Source organism: Clostridium acetobutylicum ATCC 824 (assembly GCF_000008765.1).
Taxonomy (GTDB): Bacteria; Bacillota; Clostridia; order Clostridiales; family Clostridiaceae; genus Clostridium_S; species Clostridium_S acetobutylicum.
Genome location: NC_003030.1, coordinates 2,597,050 through 2,620,945, shown reverse-complemented (window position 1 = coordinate 2,620,945; position 23,896 = coordinate 2,597,050). Strand labels below are relative to the sequence as shown.

Below are 23,896 nucleotides of genomic sequence, written 5' to 3'. Positions count from 1 at the left end.
TAATATACGAAAGAAGTAAGTAAATATAATACAAAAGGGAATTAACTTATGCATGTACTAAATTGGTGCATGCATAAGTTTACAATTTACTTATTATTTAAAAACGATAGTGCTATTTTTTTGTAAATCTGTTTCCGGTATTTATGTAAATCAAATTTCCAAATACAGCTATTAATATTACAGCAACAAGTATAAGATGTTCATAAGGAAAGTGTATATATTTGCTGCAAAGGTAATCAGCAAGAAAAGCAATTCCTATAAAGATTAATAAATTTCCCGTACGTTTGTAAAGCTTTAGGATATCCAATTTAGCTTTTTCGTCTTCAGGAAGTATACTATATCCAGAAACTAGCCAATTTGCCTTTCCAGTCCTTAAAATAATACCAAAAATCATAAATAATACGAATCCACCTATCAAAATCATAATTATATTTTCCTCCATATATTTAATTCATTATAAGCTGTTAGATAAATATATTGTACTTATAGTTAGCGTTATTTGCAATGCACATTTAAATTTAAAACACTATTTTAAGATTTTAATTATTATATTATTTTATCATAAAGAAATATGACAATTAATACCGTATAAGTGATATATGGGAATTAAACGAGCGTAATTTGTCTTATGAGTAAGTATAAAAAATAGTTTATAGTTTATATTTACTTTAAAATTAAACAAAAATATAATATTAGGCATATTCTAAGTGCATTGTGGAGCTTAAGAGGTATAATACTCATATTTGGTAGGTTTTTCAGTTAAGATGTGTTGATGAATATTATAATTATGTATATTATAATATTATAAAAATATATAAAAAATATTCATTATATTGTAAAAGAGTTGTTTCACTTGAGAAATATGCTTTAGTAAGTATAAAGATTTGCTAGACAAATTAAATATGGAATGATGCTTTATAATGAAAGTGTTTTTAAATAGGCGCTGTGCCACTACTTAAATAAAGTAAAGAAGAAAAATCAATAGATAGATAAATATATATAAACCATAGATAGAAAGATGAGAAAGTTAAAGATAGATAAAATAAAAAAATAGACTTTAATTTAGAAATAGTGTGGCAGCGTACTGTAAGAAGATGCAAATGATCATGATAAGAGATTCATTAAAAGATATGTACAGTAAATTTTAATAATGGAAGGTCTTATCATATCATGGCGTTTTCGTTTAGAAAAAACTTATAAAATATTTGTTGAGTGGTATCGAGATGATTTTCTATATAACAAGCGAAGATGTAATTAAAGTGATATATTAGAGCATTTAAGATCAGCTGAATAAAGGGAAAATATACAATAATTGAGTCATGGGGAAACTGAGAAAAATATTAGCTTGGTTTCCCTATATTTAGGCTATGAAATAATTTAGTATTGGATTATTTGAAGAGAAAAGCTTTATGAATATTTAGATATGTGCATAAAAAATAAGTAAAATTGGAGAAAATAAGTGTTTAAGAAAATAATAAACTTAATATCTATAATAATAATTACAGCATACATTTTTGTTACTATATATGCATTTTATTGCAATGTACCTTTTAAAGAAGATTTTATTGGATATAGTTTTGTTCTAATTATGTATATAGTTTTATTTTATATGGGAAAATACTCCATAGTAGAAGCTTTAAAGTTGAAAAAAACACCTAAAAACAGGAGAAGGAGCAAATATGGGGTAAAGACTAATTTCATAGTTGGAATCTTTTCTTTAACTGTTGGGGTAATGTTTGGTATGGCTTCTATTATGAATATATATGATATAAGAGCTGATGTGAGTGAATATAGTTCTGGGAATATAATTTCTGATAGTATTAAGGTGAACAATGTTATATTAGGAAATGCTCATAGTGGAAAGGGCACTAATAGGACTACTACCAAAATTATTAATGAAATAGATGGGACAAGCATTAAAAGCAATAAGAAACTAGAGTTTAAGAATTGTTCATTCTATGTGTCACAAATTTTAAAAGGGCATGTGTATAAGGTTAAGTATCTTCCTACAACACATAGGATACTAGCCATACAATCAAAGTGATTTTGAAAACGAGAAATATAAAAAGAATAAAGGGAATAAAAAGATGGAGGAAAAATGGTTAAGAAAATAGTAAACCCGATAAACATAATAGTAGTTGTGATGCATATTTCTGTAAGTATATATGCTCTTTTTGTTAATGTACCTTTTAAAGCTGAATTGTTTAAAGACAATGTTGTTTTATGTATATATGTTATTACGTTTTATATTGGGTTCCTGCTCTTAGGTGATTTTTTCAGAGAAAGAAAGATATTTAGAAAGAGGAATGATGGAAATCGTGAATCAAAAACTATATCAATAATTGGAGGTATATTTTTATTTGCTGGTATATTGTTAGGGATGTCATCAGTTATGACAATATATAATATAAAAGTAGATGCAAGCGAGTACAGCATTGGAAGAATAATTTTTGATACCATTAAGGTTGATAACGTTAAAAGGGAGAGTACAACTAGTAAACCTCAAGGAATATTTGTTCAAAGAAGCATTACGACAATAAGGACAGAAGAAGTAGATGGAATAAGTGTAAAAAGTAATAAAAGGGTGGAGTTTAAGCACTGCTATCTTTATGGTTGGCAGGTTATAGAAGGGAAAATATATAATGTAAAATATCTTCCTACAACCCATAGAATATTGTCAATAGAGGAAAAAAAATAAACTTAGTAAGTTTACATATTTAAGAATACAAGGATTATTATGGTTTAAATATAATCAATGATACTATTGTTATAAGAAAGCTTGTTATGAATTTAAAAACTTCAAATATAATAATTTGCCTAAAGAGGAGAACGTTCGTTAAATAAAATGTTAATATAGAAATATTTATGTTATAACATGTAATATTTTGTAAGATGTGTTATAATAAATATTAAGTAGATTAATTCTAATTAGTAAAGGATGGGCAATTTACATTGAAATTGAAGTAGCAAGCGAAATAATAAGCTACCATAGTGGTGAAAGGGTATTAGAACTAAATTCAAGGTTATCTCATTATATTGGTCAATATAAAACAAAATTGCAATAATATTTAAGGACATTACAACTAGGAGGATATTTATGATTATAAGAGAAATAAGACCTATTGATGCGGATGCTTTTTGGAAAATGCAATATGAATTGGACAAAGAAACAAAGTATATGATGTATGAGCCTGGAGAAAGAGTTAGAAACTTGAGTTTTATAAAAAGCTTAATTGAAGAAGCAGTAGAAGGAAACGATTTGCTGTTAGTAGCTGAAGAGTATGGGAAAATCATTGGATTTATTTCTGCTGAAAGAGGCGTTACTAGACGAGTGAGACACTGTGCATACGTTGTGGTTGGAGTAAGAAAAGAGTTTCAAGGAAAAGGTATTGGAAGTAAGCTTTTTAGAAAAATGAATTTGTGGGCAGAAAGGCAGAAGATAAAAAGGCTTGAGCTAACAGTCGTGTGTGACAACGAGGAAGCTAAACGTCTTTATGAAAAAAATGGATTCTCAATTGAGGGAATTAAAAAAAATTCAATGTTTATAGATGATGAGTATGTGGATGAGTTTTGCATGGCAAAGCTTTTGTAGATTTATACTGATTTAAAGTAAACAATGTAAATTTGGTTTTGAAAAATAATGAATACTTGTTTATTTTTGTAAGTGTGTTATAGTATATAGAGAATATATTTGAACAGTATATATAAGCAGCATTAAACAAGTTTAACTTTGGAATCCATATTATATATTGTATAGTAGGGGGATTAATATGAATTTTTTACAACTAGCAAAAGAAAGACATTCTGTTAGAAGTTTTAGTGATAAAAAAGTAGAAAAGGAAAAGTTAAAATTGATTTTAGAAGCTGGCAGAGTTGCACCAACTGCTGTAAATTATCAGCCCCAAAGAATATTGGTTATTGAAAATGAAGAAAATTTGACAAAGTTAAGAGCCTGTACTCCATATCATTTTGATGCACCATTAGTTCTATTGGTATGTTATGATTGTAAAAATAGCTGGAAAAGACCCCATGATAAAAAAGATATGGGGGTTGTTGATGCTAGCATTGTTACAACTCAAATGATGCTTGAAGCTGCTGATTTAGGACTTGGTAGTACTTGGGTAGGGCATTTTAATGAAGATATTATTAAAGAAACTTTTGAGATACCAGAATATCTAGTTCCAGTAGCACTTCTTCCAATAGGTTATCCAGCAAGTAAATCAACACCACACCCGCTGCATTACAATAGACTTGATATTGAAGATACAGTTTTTTTTAATTCCTTTGATGGAATGAGTGAAAGAAAAAAAAATAAATAATGGAGGGAAAAACTATGCTGAAGATGAAAAGATGGAAATTGAACTTGATTGCGGCAGCTGCTTTTGCTATTGCTGCTGTATTAGGGTTAATTGATAAAAAAACTATTCTTTGTGTAGTGTACACCTTACTTACAATAACTTATACATTAAGAGCTTTAATAGGAGCTCATTATGATAATGAAACTAAAGTAGTCAATGTTTTAAAAAAGAAAGAGAATTAACGTAGAAACAAAACGGAAAATAAATGTTTGAGCGACTGATTATGGTGATGAGTTTAAAAATAGGGAAGCCAGAAAATGGCTTCCCACAGAATGATAAAACTTATATACTATTTTGAAATTCTAATTAGAAGATTAAGTTTTTAGTTTCTGGCTTATTTATAAGCATATTGTTTATAACCTTAAGAGTAGCAGCGTCTACATTTCCGGTTACAGGTAAAGAATTTTGAGATTGGATTGAGCTAACTACGCTTTTAGTTTGAGTTCCATAATAACCTGTAGCACTTGAAATACTGTAACCTAAATAAATTAAAGTGTTTTGAAGGTTTACAGTATCACTGCTTGTGGTTCCATAAACTAATGGTAAAGTGCTGAAATTTAAAAGTTTAACTCCCGCCTTAGTGGCAAGCATGCTGTTTATAACATAGAGGGTAGCAGTATCTACATTGCCAGTTACAGGTAAAGAATTTTGAGATTGGATTGAGCTAACTACGCTTTTAGTTTGAGTTCCATAATAACCTGTAGCACTTGAAATACTGTAGCCTAAATAGATTAAAGCGTTTTGAAGATTAGTTACGTCACCACTTGTCATCCCATAATTTAAAGGTAGAGCTGCTGATAAAGGAGCTTTATTCACATTTATTGAAAAGTCTTTTTCAGCGTCAAGGTTATTAATGCTTAAATTGTCCTTAACAAAGGCCTTTATAGTGTATGTGCCATAGGTTATTGGAGTAAAAGTATAATTTGGAGAAATGCTATAGTCGCTGGAGGAAACAAGCGCACCATTCTTATATACTTCATATCTGTAGTTAAAACCAGAAGTACTTCCGTCTGTAGTATTGGAAGTAAGTGTAATTGGTTTTCCGTCATACATATAGCCACTAGCAGTAACGTTTGATATCTTAACAGGATTAAAAACTGTTAGGGAGGTGCTTCCCATAACGCTGTAAGCATCAGTTTCTAATCTATCCTTACCATAGACGTAAACTTGATAAATACCAGCAGTGCTTGGAGAGAATGAAAAAGCGCTATTTAAGCTGTAAAGAGTATCAGTGACCAACGAGCCATTATTATAAACTGCAAATTTATATGAAGGATTGCCGGAACCACCTGAAATCTGGGCACTAAAGTTTGCTGAAGATCCAGATATCATTTGAGGCGAATCCAAAAGAAAACTGCTTAAGGCTGGTGCAGCGTAAGTTTTAAAGTTCGCTGAAGTTACAGCATCGTAATCACTAGTTGAAAGTGCATCCTTAACATACAGTTTAACTGAATAGTCTCCAAAGGTGTTTGGTGAATATGAAAAATTGCTGCTTGCTGAGAAATCCTGTGTTGCAGTTAGGTTTCCATTACGATAAATCTCATATTTGTATAAATAATTGCCAGAGCCACCTGTTATTGAAGGCGCAAAATCTGTACTTTGACCCTGTAGAAGCTCTATTTTGCTTAAATTTAAAGCAGATATAGAAGGAGTACTGTATATATTGAAATTTAAACTTTTCTTTGAATCATAAGCTGCATTTGAAAGTGTATCCTTTACATATAAAGTAGAAGTATAAACTCCAGAAATATTAGGATTTACTGTGAATGTTGGACTTGTGCTGTAATTTGTAGTTTGAACTACAACTCCATCCTTAGAAATCTCATATTTGTATAGATAACCAAGCCCTGTACCTCCGCTGGCAGAAGCATTGAAGTTTATTGATTTTTGAGAAACTATTGAATCTGTGGTGTCTTCAGTAAAACTTCCTATGCTTACAGCTGGTATAGCCTGTACGTTTAAGGAAGATGAAAGAGTATCGTCAAAAGTCTTGTCTGAATACTTGTCTTTTATTTTCACATAAACTTGATAGTCCCCGGAGCTAGTAGGAGTAAATGAAAAAGTGTTATTTGAGTTGTAGTCTGTTTCACTTAAAACTGCTCCGTTTTTTATAACTCCAAATTTAAATAAATAGTTTCCGTAGCCGTCTTGACCTAGTGCTGAATAGTTAACAGTTTGTCCTAAATATATTTGATTATTAGTAGAATCATTTGTATAAGAGGACAATTTCGCATACTTTATTACATTGTCAACAATAGAGTTATTGTAATAAAAGTTCAAAATGCCCGTATAGTTTTGCCCTAGATTTGCTCTTTGATAGGCTCCTATTTGGCTCATTCCAAGTCCATGGCCATAACCTTTCCCTGTAAAGGTATAGATTCCATTAACGCTATCATAGCTTAAATACCACATAGAACTTTGTAGATTTAAAAAAGTTCTGCATTTGTCAGAGGTTATAGCTTTAGATTTTGTAGTACCTGTTGAATCTTTGTAAATGATAGATACACTAGATACTCTTCCACTTGGATATCTAGTTATGGAATTTAAGTCTATGCTTACAAAACTGTCTGTTGATAAAAGGTAGCCTTTACTCTTTAAAGTAGTATCTATGCTAGCATTCGAGAAGGATTTATTTCCTTGAGACCAAGAGGCGTTATCAACAGTTTGACCATTATAAACGTCAGGTTTGGAAATTAAATAAGGTAGAGCAAACCCCCAAACATTCTTAACATCCTCAGTATATCCACCATGAGAAGCTGAAAAAACAGCATTTATTAATTGATCATTATAAGTGATAACTTGTCCTTTTGTAGAATCAATGGCCTGCATAACATGAGTATCACTTGGAACATAACCTTTATAAGTTTGATAGCTAATTGTGTCGTCAAAATCATAGCCTAAAGCTGATTTGGCACCTAAATTGTTTAGAGCATAGGTTCTAGAAGCAACTGCTTGAGACTTTAAAGCTTCCATTGGAAAATAATCTGACATTTCAAAGCCTACAACACCCTTTAAGTAGGATTCCATAGATGTTGAATCTATAGGCAAAATTTTGCCACCACTAACCTGAAAGGTAAAGCTTCCAGGATAGCTATATACTTGAGTTCCACTGGATATTGTAATTAAATTAGGACTAGCGGTAGGTGTCATCATAATGGACTGATAAACAGTTCCGTTTAAAGAAATACCGCTGCCTGATACTGTAAGATTTAATATAGTTTGAGATGGAACTAGTGTACCGTTTAGCGTATAATCACCATTTAATTTGAGGCTCATTGTTTGGTTTGCCATTGTAGTTAAACCTACTTTTAAGTCGTTAAAATAGGCTGGATTTTTATAAGCTAGTGCATTTATTCCACCTAAAAATGAACAGTATGAAAATGTTAGAGCTGCAGTTGTGAACATTGATACAAATTTCAGGCTTTTTCTTTGCATAGTGATATTTCACCCCTTATCTTTTGATTATGCACTTTATAAATTTATCGAAGATTATAGCTTTAAATTCTCAAGTAAATAGTGGTGCTTGTGGGTGAGATAATGTTAAGTTCACTATAATAGATTATATAGTAATGATATGCTTAAAATGAAATACATGGTATAATCTGTTTACAAAGATAATAGAGAGGTTGGTGGTTTAGGTGCAGTCATTAATCGTAATGATAATCATTTTTTTGTGGATCACTTTTAATCAGCTTAAGGAAAGAAAGATAAACCCTAAAAAGTTATGGATTGCTCCTGTACTTTTAGCATATGTTGCAATATCATCTGCTATAGAAATAAAAAGTATAGCCTTAAATTATTGTGCTTTTTTTGCGGTAATGATTATTTTAGGAGTAGGTGTTGGTATACTAAGAGGAAAAACTTATATTTTTCGAAGAGATGATAAAACAGGTCAGTTATTTAGAAAAGGAAGTCTTCTTACAATAGCAATTTTTTTTGTAATCATAATTTTGAAAGTTATAAGCAAATATGAATTTCAATCGCCAAGTAATAAGTTTCTACTTAATATAATTCAATTTGGTTTCTTGTTTGAACAGGTTGGTTCTTATGCTGGGAGAAATATTATTTTTTATTTGAGAAGCAGAAAAGAGATTGTTTAAAGTATAAATATAAATCATCCTTCAAAAACTATATTAACTTATGATTAAAAGTTTAATACAATTCTTAAAATTGAAAATACTATTTGTGAAGGGAGGAGTTAATATGAGTAATAAGGATGATAGACGTAAGGATAGTTTTATGGAAATTCCAATAGAACAGCATGATACTGCAGCTTGGGCAAATATCCATAAGGAAAAACCAGTATCAAAGGTATCCGTTCCAAGTAAATTTGATGTTAAAAATGCAAAGGAATATGTGGATTCTAATCAAAAATAAGAGATGAAAAAGGTGGGCAAAACTATTTTTACTAATAGTTTTGCAGCACCTTTTCTATTTATGGTTAAAATATGCCTATGAAAAGGTAGGTGGAATTTTTAAATGTGCGGGTTTTGATAAGAAAATTAAAGAAACAAGATACTCTAGAATCAAATAAATAATTATAGTAAGCATAAAAATCTAAGGTCTATATAAAATATAGTCATAAATAAAAATTAAAGGAGGTTTATAATGCTGCAGGTTGGACAATTACAAATTATTAATTATTCTGACTACAAATTAATTCTTAAAGAAATTCATTCTAGTAAAATGCTCTTATGGGATGATAGTTTTCCTAATATTATTAAGCCTGATGAGATAATAAAAGTAGATATTCAGTGGAGTGCAGAAGAGGAGATAAATAAAACTCAAAATACAGCTGAAGCACTTTATTTAATAGATGGTACAGATAATTATTTTGAAATTCAAGCAAGATGGGAGAAGAAACCTACTCTAAAAATTGACTGGAAAAATACAATTAATGATAAGAGATTTTTTTCAAGAAAGCTTCCAGAGATAATGGACTTAGGTTGGCAATCTGGAGGAGTGATTACCTTGATTTTTATGCAAAATTTTATTAATAATGAAGCTGATGAATTGCAGTATACATAGAATACGTACCTTAAGGGATTTATTAATCTTAAATAAAAATGAGTATAAGAGAGAATACTTATACTCATTAAAAACTAGGAAAGTCCAACAAAAATTACACCAACTAGTATAAGAGCTAGTCCGGTAATCTTGAATTTTGTTATTTTTTCATGAAGCACAATTCTTGAAATAATCATAGACCATATGTATGTAATTGAAGACATTGGCATAACCACAGATAGAGGCATATACTTTAGAGCATAAATATTTGTAACAGCAGCACTTACATACAAAAATCCTCCAATATACAAAAACTTGTTTGTAAGAATAGATGCTATTGTACCTCCGGAAGTGGATTTTTTAAAGCAAAAACCTCCGAAAGATCCAAGCAGTGTCATTATAATAATTACTAATATAAGCATTACGTTATTCATCATTCATCACCTAAACCTATAAATGCAACACCGAACATAATCAATATTACACCTATTATTTTTCCAAGACCAACGGATTCCTTCAAAAGAATATAAGATACTATTATTGTAAATACATATCCCATGCTCATCATTGGGTGTATTACAGAAAAGCTTCCGTATTTTAAGGCAATTATCATGCCCACAGCACCTATACCGTAGAAGAAAAAACCAATTAGTATGTAAAGCATATTGTGCATAGCAGACATTTTCCACAAAGTCTGTCCGATTGTTGTGCATATTGAAGCTATGAGTATTAATATAATACCCTTTTGATTTTTCTTAAAAGAACTTAATATACTATTCATAATTATTTTCACCTTTTCATGTTTAAAGATTACTATACTATTTTATTTGATTATGCTCAATATAGCAAGTGTAAGAAAAGATTTGTTAAGTAAATGCATCTGAGTTAGTTTGTGTTATAATAGTATAAATAATTGGGAGTATAGTGTAATATATATTAAATTATATTGAGAAAAAATTATTTTAAGGAGATATAGATGATTATTGTAATAATTACAGTTATGGTTTCTTTTTTGTGTGGGTCAATACCAACAGGATACTTGATTACCAAAAAGCTTAGTGGAATTGATGTAAGAACTAAGGGCAGTGGAAATATAGGTTCTACAAATGTTAAAAGAGTTGCAGGAACTAAAATATCAATGATTACTCAAGTAATGGATATTTTAAAGGGGATAATTCCTGTTCTTTTATGTATGTTAATAGCTAGTAAAATAAAATTACCAATATCAACAAGTATGTATCTTTCTATTATTGTAATAGCAGTAATTTTGGGACATGATTACACTCCGTTTCTGGGCTTTAATGGAGGTAAGGGTGTAAATACAACGGTTGGTGCATTTTTTTTGCTTGCGCCAGCAGCAGTATTGGCTGGAGCTGTAGTTTATTTTGTACTGCGTTTGTTCACAAAAATAGTATCAATTAAGTCAATTGCTGTAGGCATAACAATGCCAATCGCATGCATTGCTCTAAGATTACCAATTGAAATAACAGTTTGTGCAATAATAGCTTGCGGTTTATTGATACTTAGACATAAAGACAACCTGATAAGGCTTGTAAATAATGAAGAAAAATAGTTAAGAAAATATTTGTGGAGGAAAGGTATGAAAAAACTATTTGTAATTACAGTAAAATAGGAGGCATTTAGCCTCCTATTTTTACTGTAATTCTGATAATTTTTTATAAAGAGAGTATCTTTCCTTTGCATTTTCTGCTGACTTATTAAATGCATCTTCAACCTTATCAGGGAAGATAGTCTTAAGTGAAGAGTAACGAAGTTCTCCATTTATAAAGTCTGTATAGGATTCTGTTGGCTCTTTTGAATCAAGTATAAATGGATTTTTTCCCTGCTCTTTTAGAAGAGGATTGTATCTGTATAAATGCCAGTATCCTGCTTCAACAGCTTTTTTCTCTTGAGCTATGCTGGTGCCCATACCAGTTTTAATACCGTGGCTTATACATGGTGCATAAGCTATTACTAAAGAAGGACCTTTGTAGGCTTCGGCTTCAGTAATTGCTTTAATAGTGTGGGTCATGTTTGCTCCCATAGCTATTTGAGTTACATAGACATTTCCATAAGTCATAGCCATTAAGCCAAGATCTTTTTTTCGTGTTTTTTTACCTGCTGAAGCGAATTTTGCAATTGCTCCAGTTGGTGTGGATTTTGAGGATTGACCACCAGTATTAGAGTATATTTCAGTATCCATTACAAATATATTTACATCATCACCTAAAGCAAGCACTTGATCTACTCCGCCGAAGCCTATATCATATGCCCAACCGTCTCCTCCAATTAACCAGTGGGATTTCTTAACTAAATAATCTTTCTTATCATATATTTCAGATAATAATTTATCACCCTTGAAGTCCTCGTTTTCCATGATTCTAAGGATTTTATTTGATGCTTCCTTGGATTTATCGCCGTCATCAAAGCCATCTAGCCACAAGCTAAAAGCATCCTTAAGATCAGAATTTATATTTGAATTAATAGCTTCTTCCATTAGTTCAGCCAATCTTTCTCTCATTTGCTTAACGCCTAAAAACATTCCGTAACCGTACTCTGCATTATCCTCAAATAATGAGTTACCCCAAGAAGGACCTTTTCCGAAGTTATTTGTGGTGTATGCAATTGAAGGTGCACTTGCACCCCAAATAGATGAGCATCCAGTAGCGTTTGCTATCATCATTCTATCTCCATAAAGCTGTGTTAATAGTTTAATATAAGGTGTTTCACCACAGCCGGGACAAGCTCCGTTAAATTCTAGAAGTGGTCTAGAAAATTGACTTCCCTTTACAGTATGAATATCCATTATACCTTCCTTAGGTTTTACCTTTAAGGCATATTCGAAGTTTTCTGATTGTTCTTCTATTTGTTCTGCAGCAGGCTTCATAATTAAAGCTTTACCTGGAGCAGGACATATATCCGCACAATTTCCGCAACCAGTACAGTCAAGTGGACTTATTTGGATTTTGTAGTGTAGGTGTTCGAGGCCTTTACCTACAGGCTTCTTGGTAACGAATCTTTCAGGAGCATTTTCTTTTTCCTCATCATCAAGTAAACAAGCTCTTATTACACTGTGAGGACAAACATATGCACACTGGTTACATTGAATACATTTGTCTATTTGCCATTCTGGGACGTTAACTGCAATTCCACGCTTTTCATAAGCGGTTATACCAAGAGGAAATACACCATCTTCCATGCCTTTAAAAGCACTTACAGGTAGTTCGTCACCTTCATGCCTTGCCATAGGTCTTTCAATTCTTTGAACGAAATCGGGAAGACCTTTTAAAGGTTGATAGTTGGATTCAGCATTTTTCCAGGCTTCAGGAACAGTAACTTTGTGAGCTGCGTTAACTCCGGCATCTACAGCTTTTTTATTTGCATCAACTATAGTAGCACCTTTTTTACCGTAAGTGTATTCTATAGAATCTTTCAAATACTGAACAGCCTTATCCACTGGTATTATGTTAGCTAGTTTAAAGAAAGCAGACTGCATAATCATGTTTATTCTAGAACCAAGACCTACCTCTTGAGCTATTGAAACTGCGTCTATGGTGTAAAATTGTATGTTGTTGTCTGCAATATATTTTTTCATTGCATTAGGAAGATGTTCATCAAGTTCGTTATCTTTAAATGGACAGTTGAGAACAAAAATTCCGTTCTTCTTTAATCCTTTTAACACATTTATATTATATATAAAGGATTTATTGTGGCAGGCAATGTAGTCTGCTTCATAAACAAGATAAGGGGATTTAATAGGTTTATTTCCGAATCTTAAGTGAGAAACAGTACTTCCTCCAGACTTTTTACTGTCATAGGAGAAGTAAGCCTGACAGTACATATCGGTATTATCACCTATGATTTTTATAGCACTTTTGTTTGCACCAACTGTACCATCAGAGCCTAAACCATAGAATTTACATCTTATAGTTCCTTGAGGTGTAGTATCGATTATTTCACCTTCAGGTAGAGATGTATTTGAAACATCATCCACAATTCCAATGGTAAATCTATTTTTAGGGCTTTGAGCTCTTAAGTTATCAAATACAGATAAAATTTGTGATGGTCGTGTGTCTTTAGAACCTAAACCAAAACGTCCTCCAACTATGACAGGTTTATTTGGATGGTTATAAAAGGCATTAACTACATCTAGATAAAGAGGTTCTCCGGCTGAACCAGGTTCCTTTGTTCTGTCTAGAACTGCAATTCTTTTAATAGTTTTAGGAAGATATTTAAAGAAGTAGTCAGTAGAGAATGGTCTATATAAATGAACCTTCAACAATCCAACTTTTTGTCCCTTACTCCTTAAATAATCTACAGTTTCCTCAACTGTATCACAAACTGAACCCATGGCAATAATTATATCCTCTGCTTCAGGGTCGCCATAGTAATCAAAAGGATGATATACTCTTCCAGTTATCTTTTCTATTTCTCTCATATAGCTTTCTACGATATCAGGAACTGCAGTGTAGAAATTGTTTGAAGCTTCTCTGCCCTGGAAGTAGATATCAGGATTTTGAGCTGTACCACGAACAGTAGGATGTTCTGGGTTAAGAGCTCTAGACCTAAAAGCCTTAATTGATTCGTAGTCAACTAGAGGAGCTACATCATTGTAATCAATCATTTCTATTTTTTGATATTCATGTGATGTTCTAAAACCGTCAAAGAAGTGCATGAATGGCACTCTTGCTTTAATAGCAGCTAAGTGTGATACCATAGCTAAATCCATGACCTCTTGAACGTTTGAAGAGGCTAAGAGAACAAAACCTGTTTGTCTTGCAGCCATGACGTCCTGATGGTCTCCAAATATAGATAAAGCGTGAGTTGCAATAGCACGAGCACTTACATGGAATACGCAGGGTAGAAGTTCTCCAGCCATTTTATACATGTTTGGTATCATTAAAAGAAGACCTTGAGAAGCAGTGTATGTAGTTGTAAGTGCACCTGCAATCAAGGAACCGTGAACAGTTCCAGCTGCACCAGCCTCTGATTGCATTTCAACTATTTTAACAGGCTGCCCGAAGATGTTTTTTCTTCCATGAGATGACCAGTTATCAACTAGCTCTGCCATTGGAGTGGATGGTGTTATAGGATAAATTGCAGCTACATCTGTAAAGGCATAAGAAGCGTAAGCTGCAGCTTCATTTCCATCCATGGTTTTCAACTTTTTTGCCATACTTTATTCCTCCTTGTAGAAAATAAATATTTTTAGAATATACGGGTTAACAATGTAAACCCTGTATTTAGTATTTGCTAAGTATATTAATTGAATTCATAGACTTAGCTTAAACCTAATTCTTTCCTTTTTCTCATTATGTGATCCTCAATGTCATTTGCAACCTTCATAGGGTCATCGCCAAGAGCTATTTTACCTCCAGTTACATCCTCAGCTTTATTAGTAAGTAAATCAACTAGCTGTCTAGCTCCAGTCATAAAAGGAGTAGGTGATAAATGAGTGTAGGCACCATAAGCTAAAGCAAAAATACCGTCTATAGTAGCTTTCTGTTCCATCCACTCAGGAGCTGTTACTGCAATAGGAAGTTGTGGAACATCTACGTTTAAGTGTTCAGCTAATGCTGTAACAAGCATAGAAATTCTTCCTGTATCTGTGCAGGTTCCAAAACTTAAAACAGGAGGTATCTTAAGTGCATTACAAACTGCTTTTAGACCATTACCAGCAATATTATTTGCAGCATCGAGAGTACAAAGTCCTGCAACCTCAAGAGCATGATTACCACAGCCGCCGCTTACAACTAAAATATCTCTTTTAATAAGTTCCTTTGTAAGGTTAATTGTTACCCAATCTTGAGGACCATTTCGTAAAGTTGAACAGTTAGCAAGAGCAACAACTCCCTTAATCTGACCCTTAGCTATTACATCAACTAGTGGATCAAGTTTGTTGCCAAGAGCTCCAAGAACTGCTTCGGTAGAGAATCCAGCTATAGCCTTTTGTATTTTTTGAGGAACGTGAGGTTTTATCTGTCTTTCTTTTCTCTTTTTAAAGTTTTCTATTCCGAGTTCAATTAATCTTTGTGCTGTTTCATCAGCTTGTGCAGGATCGTATGGAAATTTATAATTAACTCCAGGCAAATCTATAATAGTACTTACAGCTGCCAAGGTTACTTGATATTTTTCAGCATACATATCAATAGCTGGAGGAGAGCAGTTTTCTTCCATTGCAAATATATCAACAGTACCTGTAGCTAAAAGGGGTTCTATTGCAAGCCAATTTCCCATATGACCTACAAATACTTCGTCAACAGGGAATCTTTGTAGAAGCTCTTGACCTGTTTCGATGGAACCTACAACCCTTAAACCTTTAGCACCAGCCTGCTTTGCCATATCTTGAATTTCAGGAGTTTTGGCTTTTAAAATAGTGGCAGCACCTATCCAAGGTTGATGACCATTGAATACTATGTTGACATATTCAGGATCCATTATGCCTAAATCCATATTAACTTCATGAGGTGTTGGTGTTCCAAACAATATATCCTGAACCATTTCAAGACCTATTTGAGTGTTATATATTGTAGCTATTCCAAGTCTTAAGGCTTTCATAGCAAGAGATATATGACTTCCATCTACGTTTGTAAGGCAGCTTGCAACACAGTTTTGCTCTTCATGAACTGTTCCAGCAGGATATATGCCTAGTTTTTTCCAAGCTTCTATTCTTTTCTTTGGAGCAAAGGCCTCAACCATAACATTTTGATCTTCAACTCCAATTCTTTGTTGATCCTCAAGGATTACAGCAAGCTCAAAGGCCATATCGTTTATAGATTGAGCTGTATCAATGCCAAGCTTTTCACACATCCATTTAAGTTTGTTTTCATCTGTTATTTTAAAAGGTGTTCTTCCTTCAGCAGTAGCCTTTAAGGTTCTATAGGCTTCATAAGCATGATGGCTATATGTACCAGCACCCATTATATTTTTTAGAAGAAAATTTCTCATTGCCATTGCATCTGGGCCTATACCGCAAACTCCTTTCTCTTGGCCTGTTTTTTCACTTATTCTACAAGGACCATTAGAGCAAAGCTGACAGCTTAAACCTTCTAGACAAAACTTACATCGTATTTTCTCTTGAAGGGCATATCTATCAAAAACATTAGACATTCCATCTTCTCTAATTTTTTTTACCATTTCTTCTACAGAATCATGGTAGCTTACCCTTCCCTCTGACTTTTCTGATATGGTTTCACTCATAAGAAAACTCACTCCTTAAATTTTTTTTGGTTATTAGTAGTAAGTTTTCCTATTATCTTATGAATTATGTATGATAAATTTAATTTTACTGAGTAAAGCAATAATAGTATTTTATTATACTTAGCAAAAGTGGAAACACTGAATAAATCTAATTTTTAAATATCATCCAATGTAATAAAGATATGTAGATTAACTGGGTGATGATGGAGTTTATCATTTGCCAGAATGGTTTAGAATAAAGTAAAGGAGTAGAATAAGTATATGGAAAGAGAAGGATATGTATCTTTATGGATTGGTAAAATATCATCAGTAAAATTTAATGCAGCGATTCTACTTTAATTTTATTTAATATTAATTATATAGATAAAAACATCGTATTATCTTAATATAAGACTCTACGATGCTTTTATTTAATAATTTAACTATTATGCTGAGGTATTACAAATTTACAATAGATAGTTTTTGATCTTGTTGTAGATCCATAGTCATTTGACCTTCAAGTATAGGTCAATCTTTTAAAGCTTACTGAGCATTTTTAGCTAACTAGATATCATACTCGAATAGTAGTATGTGCAATTTTTTCTTTCTCATACATGCATGAGGAAGAAAAATCTTTACACCGAGTATCAGGAGTGAACCAAATATGTTCCATCAGTTTTTTGTTCTGCTTGCTACACCGTAGGTTAGTTTTGTAGTGGCTTCATTGTAAAAAAATCAATGTTATCGATTATAAGGAAATAGATTACGTATCAAAGATAACTTAAATATTTTACTTAAACACTTATAGAATTAAGGATACTTTTATTAGCTTATATACTTATTAGAAATTGAATATGCTAAAGAATATTATTTAAGTGCTTATGAGATTTATTGTGTAGATATTAATAGCTTATTAAGAAATTCATAAAAACTTTATATTACCATTAAATTAAATATGCTATAATATAGTAAAAAATATTACTTACTATGCTTTGAGAGGGTTTTGAGATGAATAGAAAAAAGAAGATAGCGTTAGCAGCTGTGTTTTTAACAACAATAATAGTACTACTTTCATTTAATCAAGTAAAATCGCAAGAAAATAGGGGACAAGTTAATAGTTTGCTTACAAAATATGGTTTTAGAATAGAGCATGAAGGAAAAGGTAAATATTATAGGCTTCCTAATAAAAGTACTTACAAATTCAATATATATAATACTGCATCAAAATTAAGCGGGTTTAATCTTGAAAAATATGAAGGGGAGAGGGTTAGAGAAGTTAGCTATAAAGTATATGAAAAATCCCAGCCAATGGATAAGAGGGATATTGAAGCAGTTATTTTGTATAAAAAGGATACTATAGTAGGAGCTTATTTAAGAGTCTATGGACAAGTTTGCGGTGTAACCTCATTGGATGAGAATTTATCTCCTAAACCTGAAAATATAGATCCATCAAAATTAGAATTAAAGGATGTTAGCGATGTTGAAGTATCAGATGTAAATGATAGACAAGGAAATAGCAAGATTACAATAATGAGTGGAAGTTTGAAGGAAAAGATTTTGAAAATTCTTGAAAGTTCAACTCCTCATAATTTAGGATTAAAGACTAGCGGTAATCTAAATGGAAAAGAAATCACTATATGCTATAAGGATGGTTCCTATGTTAAAATTACATATTATAAGGATATAAATAAGTTTATTATTAATAATATAGACAATTGGTATTATGAACTCAATTCTGATATTTCAAAACTTATTTGCAATTAAATTATGGGGTAATATATTTTAAACTTAACCGCAATGTAGCTAAATGCCAACTGAAGACATTTGGCTGCATGTATAAGTAAAACTATAAGTCTAAGGTTAACATTTCTTCAAAACTGTCAATTACATAATCATACTCATTAACATCACCAAAGCCATATCTTGCATATACAAAAGGAATATTGGCTATTTTGGCTGATTCAAAATCTTTTAGAGTATCACCAACGTATACCGGGTTTTTTAAAGAATTTCTTTTTATTATCAATTTATTATTTTCTCCTTTAGATAGTCCTGTAACTCCTGAACATTCGAAGTCAGTGAAGTATTTATTAAGTCCATGAGCTTTAAAGAAACTCTGTATATAACCATCCTCACAATTACTTACAATGAAGAGTTTATACTTTTGAGATAACTTGTTTAGTGTGGGTTCAAGCTTGGCGAATAATTTTCCACCATGTTCTCCTAAATATAACTTTTCTTCATCACAGCATTCATTCATTAATTGAAGCTGCATTTTTTCGTCTTCTTCAGGAAATAAAAGCTTTCCAATTTCATCTATCTGAAGCCCCATACTAGCTTTTATGTCCTTTGGAGTAATTATTTTATTTATATTTGAATGTCTTTTAAGGACAACTTTCCAGGCTTCACAAACTCCTTCTATAGAATTCCATAGAGTTCCATCTAAATCAAAAATAATGCTATCAATTTTCATATTTAAACCTCCAAAAGTTTTTTACAATTATATTATAATTTTACCATAAGTTAATACTTTAATGTAAAGTAAGCTTGATGCTAAGTGAAAATATTAATATAATAGTAATGTAAAGGTAGCTTTACATGAAAGGGGAACTAAGGTGAAAAATAATATACGAAAACTCAGAGAACAATTTGGGCTTACACAACAGGAATTAGCAGAGAGAGTAAGTGTATCAAGACAAACTATTATATCTCTTGAAAATGAGAGGTACAATCCTTCCATATTTTTGGCACACAAGATTGCAAAAAGTTTTGAACTTACAATTGAAAATGTCTTCATATTTGAGGACTAATAACAGCATAACGGGAATTTATTAAGATAAAATAACTTTAAGGAGTTGTTACTATGGATTTATCAAATTATATAAAAAAACAAAATATATATTCATGTATGTTTATTTTAGTGGGAATAGCAGCTTTGGGGATAGGATTTTTTTTAGGATATGAAAAAAAACTTATGTTTGGCATCGCTCTTGGATGCATTCCGGTAGGATTAGGAAGTTTTGTAGTGTATAAGCTAAGTGAGAAAAGAATAGATATGATGAAGAATGTAGAACTGGAGAATGAAGAAAGAAATGTATTTATAAATACAAAATCAGGACAGAAGGCTTTTTGGATTTCTTATTATTATATAATTGCGATTGTAATTTTAAAAAACGTTATTTCACTATCAATAGATAGATTTTTAATTATAACCTTGTTTTTTATGCCATTAGTATACTTTTTATGTGTTGTTTTTTATCATAGAAAGTACTAGTTATATTGATTTAGGCAGCTATCCTATCAGCTGCTTTCTATTTTGTTAAATATAGGTTAAAAAACAAGCAAAATAGTTTGTTGACAAATAAAGTAAGAAAGTGATATAAAGAACTAAACTGAATTATTGAATAATAAAGTAAGATGAGGGAGATTTTTGCAGTGAGAATAAAGAATAAGTGTTTAGTTCTATTAATTCCGTTAGGAATTTCAATTATGTTTGACATTAGAGTAAAAGCATTTCAACCAGTATCACATTATGTTGTTATTGAACAAGCAGAAAGTAAGATGTCTAATGATAGCATAATAAGGAAAGCAATAGAAGCCTATCCCAATGTTGCAGCATGGGGAAGTGTAGGACCAGACTTAGGGTATATGCAAGTTGGGGAACTTGGAGACTATTCTCCCTGGGGCGATAGATATCATTATTATAAGGTTGGAACTTATGCAGCTAAGCAGCTCAAAAATGCACTTGAAACAAGGGATATGAAGAAAATAGCTTTTGCAGCTGGTTGGATATCACATGTTACTGGAGATTTAGCTTGTCACGGGATTTATGTAAATCCTGAATGTGGAGTGTATCTTGATAATAAGGATGGAAGAAAGCAGCATAAACATATGGAGGCTGAGGCAGAGCCATATGCGTGGGTAAACATAGCAGGACATTCTATAAATGATTACAATTCGAATAATATGTCAAATAACGTTTTTAAGGGTACAGATGATATACCATTTGATTTAATGAATGAGACATCTAAGGAAGTTTATGGACAAAGTCCTTCTACAGCTGAAGAAAAGTTATGGGCTTCAACTCTTTTAACAGGACTTAGAACGGGAGTTGGCTATAGTTATACTGATTATAATGAATCAAAGCAGTTTTTATCAATAAATAGTAGAGAACAGCGCCTTAATGCGTCATTTAGCCAAGGAATAAATCAATGCTATAAATTGCTTACATATTCTGAAAACGGTGATTATAGTAAATTTACTGATAGGTGGAATCTAGATGTAGGCAAAAGTAGTTCTCCAATAAGTTCACTTACAACAATAATTAGCACAGGAACGAATTTGGGTTCAGGAACAGATGACGATATTTATTTTGGTATACATCTAAATAATGGACAAAAAAAGGAATGGCTTTTGGATAAAGAAACATATAATGATTTTGAAAATGGTGCCACTGACGAATACTATTTATATATAAATGATATGGATTTTCTTCCTACAATGGTGGACAAGGTGTGGGTTAGAAAAAATAGTACAGGGTCTTTTGCTGGAAATTGGTTCTTTAAAGCTTTAAGAATTGATGCCAATGGGAATGATGTTTTAAGTGTATCTCCAAATGAGTGGATAACTGATTCAAATAGTCAAGCAGAATTTAATTCGGATTGGTCCTCTGTAACTAATTTAACAGATCCAGAATTTTAACTAAAAGGAGTTATTATGGTTTTAAGAAAACTAAAAAAAGTGTTAGGAAAATTATCTTTAATTATAGCAGTTTTAAGTATAATATTAATTTTAAATGTATTTCTTAAGTTTATACCGTTTTTTAATCTTGGAGGAATCCCATTATTAATTCCAGTATATGTGTCACCAATAGGAGTTATATTATCTGCTGTTTCTATTATAAAAAATAAAAATATACCAGGTATATGTGGACTTATAATAAACTCAATTTTAGTTATTTTTCAACTTGTTTTTATTATTATTGCTCCAAGGATGGTTCTTCATTAGTAAAATGTAAGGGAAGTAAACTTTAGCTTCCCTTAAGCATATTTATTCCCCGTTACGGTTAAGTGATAAATTCATTTCCATGAAATCGTCAAAAGGTTTAAAGCCTATTTCTTCATATATAGGTCTTCCCATATCAGAGGCATGAAGGCGAAGAAATAAGTAGTCTCTTTTCTTTGCTTCAAGTATCACAAGTTTTAATAAAGCAAGAGCAATTCCTCTTGAACGATACTCATATTTTGTATACATATTAGTTATATATGCAACCTTTCCACTGGGATTTAAATAGGAAGGTGGGTATTTATAAAAGCATACTCCACTTGTTGCAATAATTTCATTATCCTCTTCTGAAATCCATGAAATAAAAGAATTTTTTTTGAAACTTAATTCAAAAAAATGAGTTAATTCCGTATCAATATTATTAATTGGAGCAATTCCTTCATCCTCTAATTGTTTTTTTCTAAGTTCAACAAGTTGAGCAATATCTTTTTCTGTCGCTTTTCTATAAATCATTTTAAACCTCCAAGTATATATGAACTTTGTTTGAAAGTTATATTCACTCAATTATATATAATATTTTAATTAAAAGCAAATGTTTAAATCTAATATTTACATTATGTGTAAAAAGACGCAGAATATAATATGCTTATTATGGAAGTTTACATAGCATAAAACTAAGCATGCTTATTGGAAAATTTTTCCAAATAATTTATATAAGCTTTATAAATTATGGTTTTCAAGAATTTTTCAAAAAAAATAATTAAGAATTTGTAAAAAAATACGATTATTATTAACATATAGACTAATAGTGGTACAATTGTCGAAGAAAGTATGTTTATGATAAGGGAGAAAGTGCTATGGCAAGTTATGAAATACTGTCTGTAGGTGATAAGCTTAAGAGCTTAAGGAAAAAGTATAAATTAAATCAAGATGATCTAGCGGGAAATGAAATAACAAGAAACCTTATAAGTCAAATTGAGCATAACAAGGCAAAGCTTACTAGGAAATCGGCTGAAGTAATGATGAGAAACTTAAAAAGAATTTGTGAAGAAAGAGAGATGCCTTTTCAAGAGGATATAGAATATCTCTTAGAAGATGAAAGATTACAGGCTGAAAAAATACTAGATATATATATAAATGAGCTTAAAGATTTGAGCGTATATAAAGATGCAAGTTTTGTAAATAAACTAAATGAGGCAGAAAACTTTTTAGTCAAATGGAGCTTTGAGGATAAAAAAATATCTATATATACCTTAGCAGGAGATTATTTTTGTAATTCAAACGATTTTTATAAGAGTGCAGTATATTATGAAAAGGCAAGATCACTAATCAATATTAACATGCCTTCTCATGATGTAGTTCCTATATTTAGAAAGTTATCTATGGTTTATTTTTATATGGGAAAGTACGAATATGATATTAAGTGTTGTGAATTTGCTTTGGATAGATTTGAGGACATGGATGAAGAATACACTGCAATATTCTTATATAATAGTGCTTTGTGCTATACAAAATTAAAGCAGTATGATAAATCCTTAAAAAGACTAGAAAAGATTGAAAATATGCTTGAAAAAGGCAGTGAAAAGTACTATAGAGCTTTGATTCATAAGGCTGTTTGCCTACAGTATTTAGAGAAATATGATGAAAGTCTTGATATCTATAACAAGCTTCTCATACGTTTTGCAGGGAAAAATGATTATGAAAATAGTGTAATTATACTTCTCAATATCGCTGAAATTTACGTTAATCTTTCAGACAATGAAAAGGCTTTAGAGTACTTAAAAACAGCAGAAAGAAGTATTGTTAATTTGGATGAAACTCATCCTAAGGTTCCCAATATATATTTTGAATTAGGCAGCAGATTTTCTCAATTAAAGGATTTAAACAATGCTAAGGAATATTACCTAAAGGCGTTAGAATATGCTAAGAAATTTAAATATTATTTTGTAATTGAGGATATTCTATTGGAATTAATTGATATATATAATAAAGAGAAGATCTCCGAACTTAAGAAGGAATTTTTCTTGGTTACAAGTAAGCTTGATCAGATTAACAGTAGACTTATGTTAAAAATGATAAAATACTATACAAATATCTCTGATTTTCAAAGTATTAATGAGATATGTAAATTTAGTGAGGATTTTATTAAGGATAAATTATAGAACTGGATTTTTACACCAAACTAAAGATAAGTTTAATTATAAAAATAAAGGATGTGAGAATTGTGTTTTTCAAAAGGCATAAATTTTTATTAACAGTACTAGCATTAGGAATATTGTTTTTGGGTGCAACGTTTTTTGGCAATTCATTATTATCTGCATTTCCAGATTTGCCTTGGTAATAAAAGA

At 31.3% G+C, this 23,896-nt stretch carries 23 protein-coding genes; 15 read left to right on the top strand and 8 right to left on the bottom strand.

Translation table 11 applies throughout. The features are described 5' to 3' along the window. Window positions 1-112: 112 nt before the first annotated feature. Window positions 113-424, bottom strand: a complete 312-nt coding sequence (locus CA_RS12880) for a DUF3784 domain-containing protein (RefSeq protein WP_241393090.1) — start codon at window positions 422-424, stop codon at window positions 113-115. Window positions 425-1,459: 1,035 nt separating this feature from the next. On the opposite strand from CA_RS12880, the gene CA_RS12870 reads away from it, so the two are divergent. The 5 genes from CA_RS12870 (at window position 1,460) to CA_RS12850 (ending at window position 4,540) form a co-directional block, all read left to right on the top strand. Beyond that, window positions 1,460-2,044: a hypothetical protein gene (locus CA_RS12870; RefSeq protein ID WP_010965806.1), complete on the top strand. Its 585-nt coding sequence runs from the start codon at window positions 1,460-1,462 to the stop codon at window positions 2,042-2,044. Between the two features lie 54 nt (window positions 2,045-2,098). Further along, entirely contained in the window at window positions 2,099-2,698 is a 600-nt protein-coding gene (locus CA_RS12865; protein WP_010965805.1) for a hypothetical protein, read from the top strand. 399 nt (window positions 2,699-3,097) lie between these two features. Beyond that, complete coding sequence (locus tag CA_RS12860) at window positions 3,098-3,592, top strand: GNAT family N-acetyltransferase (protein ID WP_010965804.1); 495 nt, start codon at window positions 3,098-3,100, stop codon at window positions 3,590-3,592. Window positions 3,593-3,770: 178 nt separating this feature from the next. Further along, the gene (locus tag CA_RS12855) at window positions 3,771-4,319 is read left to right on the top strand and encodes a nitroreductase family protein (RefSeq protein ID WP_010965803.1); all 549 of its coding nucleotides are present in this window, start codon (window positions 3,771-3,773) and stop codon (window positions 4,317-4,319) included. Window positions 4,320-4,333: 14 nt separating this feature from the next. Further along, window positions 4,334-4,540 carry a hypothetical protein gene (locus tag CA_RS12850; protein WP_010965802.1) on the top strand — a complete coding sequence of 69 codons (207 nt, stop codon included), beginning with the start codon at window positions 4,334-4,336 and terminating at the stop codon, window positions 4,538-4,540. Between the two features lie 124 nt (window positions 4,541-4,664). Here the strand turns inward: CA_RS12850 and CA_RS12845 are convergent, their stop codons facing one another. Beyond that, entirely contained in the window at window positions 4,665-7,793 is a 3,129-nt protein-coding gene (locus CA_RS12845; protein WP_010965801.1) for a SpoIID/LytB domain-containing protein, read from the bottom strand. Between the two features lie 203 nt (window positions 7,794-7,996). On the opposite strand from CA_RS12845, the gene CA_RS12840 reads away from it, so the two are divergent. The 3 genes from CA_RS12840 to CA_RS12830 all read left to right on the top strand — a co-directional run bounded on the left by CA_RS12840 (window position 7,997) and on the right by CA_RS12830 (window position 9,386). Continuing rightward, window positions 7,997-8,458 carry a DUF1453 family protein gene (locus CA_RS12840; RefSeq protein WP_010965800.1) on the top strand — a complete coding sequence of 154 codons (462 nt, stop codon included), beginning with the start codon at window positions 7,997-7,999 and terminating at the stop codon, window positions 8,456-8,458. Window positions 8,459-8,561: 103 nt separating this feature from the next. Continuing rightward, on the top strand, window positions 8,562-8,735 hold the full coding sequence (locus CA_RS12835; protein WP_014518988.1) for a CDIF630_02480 family spore surface protein: 174 nt from the start codon (window positions 8,562-8,564) through the stop codon (window positions 8,733-8,735). Between the two features lie 231 nt (window positions 8,736-8,966). After that, the gene (locus CA_RS12830; protein ID WP_010965798.1) at window positions 8,967-9,386 is read left to right on the top strand and encodes a hypothetical protein; all 420 of its coding nucleotides are present in this window, start codon (window positions 8,967-8,969) and stop codon (window positions 9,384-9,386) included. A 74-nt stretch (window positions 9,387-9,460) separates the two neighbouring features. Here CA_RS12830 and CA_RS12825 read toward each other — a convergent pair whose 3' ends face one another. Next, window positions 9,461-9,799, bottom strand: coding sequence for an EamA family transporter (locus tag CA_RS12825; RefSeq protein WP_010965797.1), 339 nt, complete (start codon window positions 9,797-9,799; stop codon window positions 9,461-9,463). Further along, entirely contained in the window at window positions 9,799-10,146 is a 348-nt protein-coding gene (locus tag CA_RS12820; RefSeq protein WP_010965796.1) for an EamA family transporter, read from the bottom strand. The genes CA_RS12825 and CA_RS12820 overlap by 1 nt, the downstream gene beginning before the upstream one ends. A gap of 195 nt (window positions 10,147-10,341) precedes the next feature. On the opposite strand from CA_RS12820, the gene plsY reads away from it, so the two are divergent. Then, window positions 10,342-10,938 carry a glycerol-3-phosphate 1-O-acyltransferase PlsY gene (gene plsY / locus CA_RS12815; RefSeq protein ID WP_010965795.1) on the top strand — a complete coding sequence of 199 codons (597 nt, stop codon included), beginning with the start codon at window positions 10,342-10,344 and terminating at the stop codon, window positions 10,936-10,938. A gap of 81 nt (window positions 10,939-11,019) precedes the next feature. Here the strand turns inward: plsY and nifJ are convergent, their stop codons facing one another. Both nifJ and cooS read right to left on the bottom strand, forming a co-directional pair. Continuing rightward, on the bottom strand, window positions 11,020-14,541 hold the full coding sequence (gene nifJ / locus CA_RS12810; RefSeq protein WP_010965794.1) for a pyruvate:ferredoxin (flavodoxin) oxidoreductase: 3,522 nt from the start codon (window positions 14,539-14,541) through the stop codon (window positions 11,020-11,022). A gap of 104 nt (window positions 14,542-14,645) precedes the next feature. After that, window positions 14,646-16,565 carry an anaerobic carbon-monoxide dehydrogenase catalytic subunit gene (gene cooS / locus CA_RS12805; RefSeq protein ID WP_010965793.1) on the bottom strand — a complete coding sequence of 640 codons (1,920 nt, stop codon included), beginning with the start codon at window positions 16,563-16,565 and terminating at the stop codon, window positions 14,646-14,648. Between the two features lie 987 nt (window positions 16,566-17,552). Between cooS and CA_RS12800 the strand changes: the two genes are divergently transcribed. Continuing rightward, window positions 17,553-18,308 (top strand): DUF4830 domain-containing protein, encoded by a 756-nt coding sequence (locus tag CA_RS12800; protein ID WP_010965792.1) that lies wholly within the window; start codon window positions 17,553-17,555, stop codon window positions 18,306-18,308. 82 nt (window positions 18,309-18,390) lie between these two features. On the opposite strand, the gene CA_RS12795 is transcribed toward CA_RS12800, so the two are convergent. After that, window positions 18,391-19,017 (bottom strand): HAD family hydrolase, encoded by a 627-nt coding sequence (locus CA_RS12795; protein WP_010965791.1) that lies wholly within the window; start codon window positions 19,015-19,017, stop codon window positions 18,391-18,393. 142 nt (window positions 19,018-19,159) lie between these two features. Between CA_RS12795 and CA_RS12790 the strand changes: the two genes are divergently transcribed. From CA_RS12790 to CA_RS12775, 4 genes are all read left to right on the top strand, one after another. Continuing rightward, a complete protein-coding gene (locus CA_RS12790) occupies window positions 19,160-19,354 on the top strand; it encodes a helix-turn-helix transcriptional regulator (RefSeq protein ID WP_010965790.1) in 195 nt (64 codons plus the stop codon). Window positions 19,355-19,407: 53 nt separating this feature from the next. After that, window positions 19,408-19,818 (top strand): hypothetical protein, encoded by a 411-nt coding sequence (locus CA_RS12785; protein WP_010965789.1) that lies wholly within the window; start codon window positions 19,408-19,410, stop codon window positions 19,816-19,818. Between the two features lie 161 nt (window positions 19,819-19,979). Further along, window positions 19,980-21,245: a zinc dependent phospholipase C family protein gene (locus tag CA_RS12780; RefSeq protein ID WP_010965788.1), complete on the top strand. Its 1,266-nt coding sequence runs from the start codon at window positions 19,980-19,982 to the stop codon at window positions 21,243-21,245. A 15-nt stretch (window positions 21,246-21,260) separates the two neighbouring features. Further along, window positions 21,261-21,551, top strand: a complete 291-nt coding sequence (locus tag CA_RS12775; RefSeq protein ID WP_010965787.1) for a hypothetical protein — start codon at window positions 21,261-21,263, stop codon at window positions 21,549-21,551. A gap of 42 nt (window positions 21,552-21,593) precedes the next feature. On the opposite strand, the gene CA_RS12770 is transcribed toward CA_RS12775, so the two are convergent. Further along, entirely contained in the window at window positions 21,594-22,061 is a 468-nt protein-coding gene (locus CA_RS12770; RefSeq protein ID WP_010965786.1) for a GNAT family N-acetyltransferase, read from the bottom strand. A gap of 344 nt (window positions 22,062-22,405) precedes the next feature. Between CA_RS12770 and CA_RS12765 the strand changes: the two genes are divergently transcribed. Further along, window positions 22,406-23,710 carry a transcriptional regulator gene (locus CA_RS12765; protein WP_010965785.1) on the top strand — a complete coding sequence of 435 codons (1,305 nt, stop codon included), beginning with the start codon at window positions 22,406-22,408 and terminating at the stop codon, window positions 23,708-23,710. Window positions 23,711-23,896 lie beyond the last annotated feature (186 nt).

Excerpts from the sequence above, each read along its gene's own strand:
- CA_RS12880 (WP_241393090.1), bottom strand. The coding sequence starts at position 424 with ATGATTTTGATAGGTGGATTCGTATTATTTATGATTTTTGGTATTATT.
- CA_RS12865 (WP_010965805.1), top strand. The coding sequence starts at position 2,099 with ATGGTTAAGAAAATAGTAAACCCGATAAACATAATAGTAGTTGTGATG.
- CA_RS12860 (WP_010965804.1), top strand. The coding sequence starts at position 3,098 with ATGATTATAAGAGAAATAAGACCTATTGATGCGGATGCTTTTTGGAAA.
- CA_RS12855 (WP_010965803.1), top strand. The coding sequence starts at position 3,771 with ATGAATTTTTTACAACTAGCAAAAGAAAGACATTCTGTTAGAAGTTTT.
- CA_RS12850 (WP_010965802.1), top strand. The coding sequence starts at position 4,334 with ATGCTGAAGATGAAAAGATGGAAATTGAACTTGATTGCGGCAGCTGCT.
- CA_RS12845 (WP_010965801.1), bottom strand. The coding sequence starts at position 7,793 with ATGCAAAGAAAAAGCCTGAAATTTGTATCAATGTTCACAACTGCAGCT.
- CA_RS12835 (WP_014518988.1), top strand. The coding sequence starts at position 8,562 with ATGAGTAATAAGGATGATAGACGTAAGGATAGTTTTATGGAAATTCCA.
- CA_RS12830 (WP_010965798.1), top strand. The coding sequence starts at position 8,967 with ATGCTGCAGGTTGGACAATTACAAATTATTAATTATTCTGACTACAAA.
- CA_RS12825 (WP_010965797.1), bottom strand. The coding sequence starts at position 9,799 with ATGAATAACGTAATGCTTATATTAGTAATTATTATAATGACACTGCTT.
- CA_RS12820 (WP_010965796.1), bottom strand. The coding sequence starts at position 10,146 with ATGAATAGTATATTAAGTTCTTTTAAGAAAAATCAAAAGGGTATTATA.
- plsY (WP_010965795.1), top strand. The coding sequence starts at position 10,342 with ATGATTATTGTAATAATTACAGTTATGGTTTCTTTTTTGTGTGGGTCA.
- nifJ (WP_010965794.1), bottom strand. The coding sequence starts at position 14,541 with ATGGCAAAAAAGTTGAAAACCATGGATGGAAATGAAGCTGCAGCTTAC.
- cooS (WP_010965793.1), bottom strand. The coding sequence starts at position 16,565 with ATGAGTGAAACCATATCAGAAAAGTCAGAGGGAAGGGTAAGCTACCAT.
- CA_RS12800 (WP_010965792.1), top strand. The coding sequence starts at position 17,553 with ATGAATAGAAAAAAGAAGATAGCGTTAGCAGCTGTGTTTTTAACAACA.
- CA_RS12795 (WP_010965791.1), bottom strand. The coding sequence starts at position 19,017 with ATGAAAATTGATAGCATTATTTTTGATTTAGATGGAACTCTATGGAAT.
- CA_RS12785 (WP_010965789.1), top strand. The coding sequence starts at position 19,408 with ATGGATTTATCAAATTATATAAAAAAACAAAATATATATTCATGTATG.
- CA_RS12775 (WP_010965787.1), top strand. The coding sequence starts at position 21,261 with ATGGTTTTAAGAAAACTAAAAAAAGTGTTAGGAAAATTATCTTTAATT.
- CA_RS12770 (WP_010965786.1), bottom strand. The coding sequence starts at position 22,061 with ATGATTTATAGAAAAGCGACAGAAAAAGATATTGCTCAACTTGTTGAA.
- CA_RS12765 (WP_010965785.1), top strand. The coding sequence starts at position 22,406 with ATGGCAAGTTATGAAATACTGTCTGTAGGTGATAAGCTTAAGAGCTTA.